This is a genomic window from Mediterranea sp. An20 (assembly GCF_002160055.1).
GTDB classification, from domain to species: domain Bacteria; phylum Bacteroidota; class Bacteroidia; order Bacteroidales; family Bacteroidaceae; genus Bacteroides; species Bacteroides avicola.
The window spans coordinates 1-3606 of the sequence record NZ_NFJV01000059.1; the positions used below are offsets into that span (position 1 = coordinate 1).

The 3606-nt window shown below is 55.2% G+C and carries 5 protein-coding genes and 1 pseudogene; 3 read left to right on the forward strand and 3 right to left on the reverse strand.

Annotation, left to right across the window (positions count from 1 at the left end):
• The 3 genes and pseudogenes from B5F34_RS16985 to B5F34_RS16995 all read left to right on the forward strand — a co-directional run.
• Positions 1 to 366, forward strand: a pseudogene (locus B5F34_RS16985) (hypothetical protein); the annotation flags it as partial.
• Positions 367 to 515: 149 nt separating this feature from the next.
• Positions 516 to 1298, forward strand: a complete 783-nt coding sequence (locus B5F34_RS16990; protein ID WP_087340933.1) for a hypothetical protein — start codon at positions 516 to 518, stop codon at positions 1296 to 1298.
• Positions 1299 to 1381: 83 nt separating this feature from the next.
• Complete coding sequence (locus B5F34_RS16995) at positions 1382 to 2026, forward strand: sugar transferase (RefSeq protein ID WP_087340934.1); 645 nt, start codon at positions 1382 to 1384, stop codon at positions 2024 to 2026.
• A gap of 16 nt (positions 2027 to 2042) precedes the next feature.
• Here the strand turns inward: B5F34_RS16995 and B5F34_RS17000 are convergent, their stop codons facing one another.
• From B5F34_RS17000 to B5F34_RS17005, 3 genes are all read right to left on the reverse strand, one after another.
• The gene (locus tag B5F34_RS17000) at positions 2043 to 2495 is read right to left on the reverse strand and encodes an N-acetylmuramoyl-L-alanine amidase (protein WP_087340935.1); all 453 of its coding nucleotides are present in this window, start codon (positions 2493 to 2495) and stop codon (positions 2043 to 2045) included.
• Positions 2496 to 2508: 13 nt separating this feature from the next.
• Complete coding sequence (locus tag B5F34_RS17645) at positions 2509 to 2622, reverse strand: smalltalk protein (RefSeq protein ID WP_162609359.1); 114 nt, start codon at positions 2620 to 2622, stop codon at positions 2509 to 2511.
• A gap of 149 nt (positions 2623 to 2771) precedes the next feature.
• Entirely contained in the window at positions 2772 to 3245 is a 474-nt protein-coding gene (locus B5F34_RS17005; protein WP_087340936.1) for a DNA-binding protein, read from the reverse strand.
• Positions 3246 to 3606: the final 361 nt, after the last annotated feature.

The window sequence follows — 3606 nt, forward strand, 5'->3', positions numbered from 1 at the left end:
GTGGAGGAACTTTCCACGCTCCAGTACCGTTACGTTCGCGGTGGCTACTGCCGTCCGATGGTGGTGGGCGACGCCGAGATGGAGCGTTTCATCCGTGCCGTCCGTTCCACGGACTCCCCCCGCTATTATCTTCCCGGCGAGCTGACTCCTGCGATGTGCGGTCGCACGGTCCGCATTGTCGGCGGTCCCCTGGACGGTTACGAAGGCCGCCTTCTCTCCGTCCGCGGTTCGAAGGTCCGCCGCCTGCTGGTGGAAATCCCCAACCTGATTACGGCGGGCATCGAGGTGGCCCCGGAATTCATACGGATAATGGAGCCTTCCCCGTTTTTGTCAAACACAGAGTCACAGAGACACAAAGCTCCGTGATTTTCTGTCGGAAAAATGACAGGGGAGACCACGGAGTTCGCGGTTTCGCCGCACACGAGAGAAGAGGAACGCCTCTGTGCCTTCGCAGAGAAAAAAAACAAAAACGCTGTGCCTCCGTGTCTCTGTGTTTTATATAAACTTAGCCCCCGATGCTGATACATTCCCTTTTATACCGCTCGCTCTACGCCCTTCTTTCGATGGGCGTGGTTCCGGATATTCCCGGTCTTCCGCGTGGTCTGTCCGAGTGCCGTTCCCGGGGCCTCCGGCTTTTCGACCGGATGCTGGACGAAGTCCGCAGCGGGTCGGTTAGTCTTGTGTCCCGCCTGCGCCTGCTGTCCTCCTCGTTCGACCTGCTGAACGGCGTCACGCTGGTGTCGGACCTGGAACGTTCGGACCGCTGGTACCAACTGGTGGAGTCAGTCGTGGACCGTTGCCCGGCCCCCACCGGATGCTCAGGCCTGCTGCAGACCTCCCTCTGCCGCTGCCTGACGGACTATTTCTATGGTAGCCCTTCTCCCGAAACGGATGAGTGGTACCGGCATCTGCAGTCCGTGGCAGATACGTGGCAGTCCTCCTTTCTTCCTTCCGTCGGGTGGGGCGGTGCCTCTCCGGAAGAGACCCTGGAGCGTGTGGAGGTGCTGAACCGCCTTTCCTACATGTTCCTGGACGCTTCCCGCGATTCGGTTGTCCGCATGGGGTATGAGGTTTGCTCCTCCCTCATGCGTCAGATGTCCGCCCCTTCTTCCCGTTGTTGGGAGCTGTGGTATGTCCTGAACACCGCGGGCAACGCCTGCCCCCTGAACGGGGAGGAGGCTTCCCGTGCCGTTTCCGCCTTCTGCCGCCTGCACCGCGCGGACCCGGTGGCAGCCTCCGCTTACCGCCTGGCCTGGGAGTGCCACCGGCAGATGAGCCTGGCGGAGGTTTCATTATAATCATGCTTGACCCTTTAAGAGTTCGGCCTTGCCAGGAAAAGGATTCCTGTTTTTCCGGCAAATTCATTTTATACAAAATTTACATGAACTCCGTTGAATCACTACAGAAAGATGACCGTTACATCCGCGACGGGATGAACGGTTTTGAGCGGAACGTTAAGCGTTTCGTCGATTGTATCCTGGCACTGGCTGCCCTTATTCTGTTCTCTCCGCTGTTCCTGGTCTGTTACATTGCCGTGAAGCGGGAGGACGGAGGCCCGGCAATCTTTAAGCAGGAGCGTATCGGTCGTTTCGGCCGTCCGTTCAATATCTACAAGTTCCGCAGTATGCGTCTGGATGCAGAGAAGTTCGGTCCGGCTCTGTATAAGAGCGGGCAGGATCCCCGCTTAACAAAAGTGGGCAAGTTTCTTCGCGAACACCATCTGGATGAACTTCCCCAGTTGTGGAATGTTTTCATCGGCCAGATGGCCTTTATCGGTCCACGTCCCGAACGCAAGTTCTACATCGACCAGATTATGGAACGCGATCCGCGTTACCGTTATCTTTACCAGATCCGTCCGGGTGTCACTTCATACGCCACTTTGTATAACGGTTATACGGACACCATTGAGAAGATGCTCCGCCGTCTGCGTTACGACCTGTTCTATTTGGAACACCGTTCCTGGCTGTTCGACTTCCGGATTTTGGTCATGACGTTTATGAATATCGTGTTCGGCAAGAAATTCTGAGGCAGGTGGTTTCTGTTTATCTGCCTTCAATTCTGCCGTATCTTTCAATACATTCCGAGAGTTCTTTGTATTCCCCTACCGCATCGAAGCAGGGGCAGTCTTTCTGCGGGTTCAGGTCCCGGTGTCCCACGATGAGGGCATGGGGGAAGATCCGCTTCAGTTCGCGCAGCAGGGCAAGCATCGCCCCTTTCTGTGGGAGGGTCCGCGTGTCGGCGGGTCTTCCGTTGCCGGACAGTCCGCCTTCGTAGCAGATGCCTATGGAGTGCCGGTTGTGGTTGCGGCAGTGCGCCCCCACCTGTTCCAGCGGGCGTCCCGGATGTATGGTCCCGTCCCGCGTGATGTGGAAGTGGTATCCGATGTCCCGGAATCCTCGGTGCCGGATGTGGTCGTTGCGGCAGGTCTCAAAATCCAGGCTCCGCCCCTCAGGGGTGGCGGAGCAGTGGATGATTATCAGGGTGATGCGCCTCATGCTTCTCCGGTTTTTAATTTCCGCAGGCGCTGATGCCGAATGCCCCTGCCACGGCGGAAGCTACGGCGATGATGACTTTGAGGACGATGCCCCACACGGTTTTCGGTGTACTGTTTTTCTGTTGCATAAAAATAGGTAGGTAAGTAATCAATAAATTCAATTTATATCAAACACAGAGACACGGAGTCACAGAGTTAATTTTTTGAGAGGACAGAGCCCACGGAGAGAAGATTTTACTCTGTGTCTCTGTGCCTCTGTGTTCGATAGAGGGACTGGTTATCCCAGCGCTCCACTGCCTCCGTCTTCCTCCTCTTCGGAGCCGCCGGGGGTAGATCCGCCGCTGCCGCCCACGCTGTAGGGCGTTGCCTCCCTCAGCTGACCTTCCAGGTTGATTTGAGCGTTGCTCAGTTCTCCCGTGGCACGGGCACGCAGCTTCAGCCCCTTGACGTGTTCCGACACCTTGAAAGCTTCGGCGCTCTCGGCGCCGTGGTCGCTGACGATGCCCACGGAGAAGATGGCGAGGTCGTCCAACTTGACGTTCTTTCCGTCTAAGATAAGTTCCTTGATGCAGGCGATCATGTCTGTGAGCACGCCCTTGATGACGCCCGGCGAGAACGGGGTGTTGTGCTTCGACATGTGTTTGGCAAGTGCGGCCGTGTCCAGCGTGTCGCTGATGACGGGACGTGCATACCACAGTCCGTTCAGGGGACTGTTCTCACCTTTGATTTGGATTTTGCGATAGGAGATCATGATGGTAGTGGTTAATGGTTAATGGTTAATGATTAATGGTTAATGGGTAATGATTAATGGTTAATGATTATCTTTTCTGTGATGCAAAGATACGGTGTGCCTTTCTTGGTTTTGTTCCTTTGGTACGCTTGCTGCCCGTATGGGGTGATACCTGTTGATTATGGTTGACAGATGTTGGTAAGTGTCGGTTAAAGTGCGGCTGTTATTTGCATATTCCGTTGTTTTTCAGTATCTTTATAGCAAAAAAAGAACAGAAATCAGAAAACAGAATGACTTATGGAACAGGACGAATTTCCCATCCGCGCCTATGGGCGCACGGAATTGGCCGTATGCTATTTCCCCCATCTTAATTCCCAGGCAG